This window comes from Mesorhizobium sp. M4B.F.Ca.ET.203.01.1.1, assembly GCF_004791025.1.
In the GTDB taxonomy this organism is placed as follows: domain Bacteria; phylum Pseudomonadota; class Alphaproteobacteria; order Rhizobiales; family Rhizobiaceae; genus Mesorhizobium; species Mesorhizobium abyssinicae.
Genome location: NZ_SRUO01000292.1, coordinates 1 through 283, shown reverse-complemented (window position 1 = coordinate 283; position 283 = coordinate 1). Strand labels below are relative to the sequence as shown.

Genomic DNA, 283 nt, shown 5'->3' with positions numbered 1-283 from the left:
GCCAGCCGCCGGGCAACAGTTCCAGCGCGCTTTCCTCGGGCAGGCGGTCCAGCGCCTGGCCAATCAGCTTGCGCATGGTCATCGGGCCGACGCCTTCGACGGTGGGGCACACCGGGTCGAGGCGGTCGCCGAGTTCAGGATCGTCGTTGCGCCCCAGCACCTGGTAACTGGGATGGACGATTTCCAGGCCGAGGTGGCCGGGCTTGGGCGTGCCGAAGCAGCGCAGCCGGTTGCCGACCGCGAACTGGCCGACCTGCTGTTGGCGGAAATGGAAGAAGCGCAG

The 283-nt window shown here is 68.6% G+C and carries 1 pseudogene; it reads right to left on the bottom strand.

The window, feature by feature from the left end:
• Nucleotides 1-283, bottom strand: a pseudogene (locus EN846_RS34745) (hypothetical protein); the annotation flags it as partial.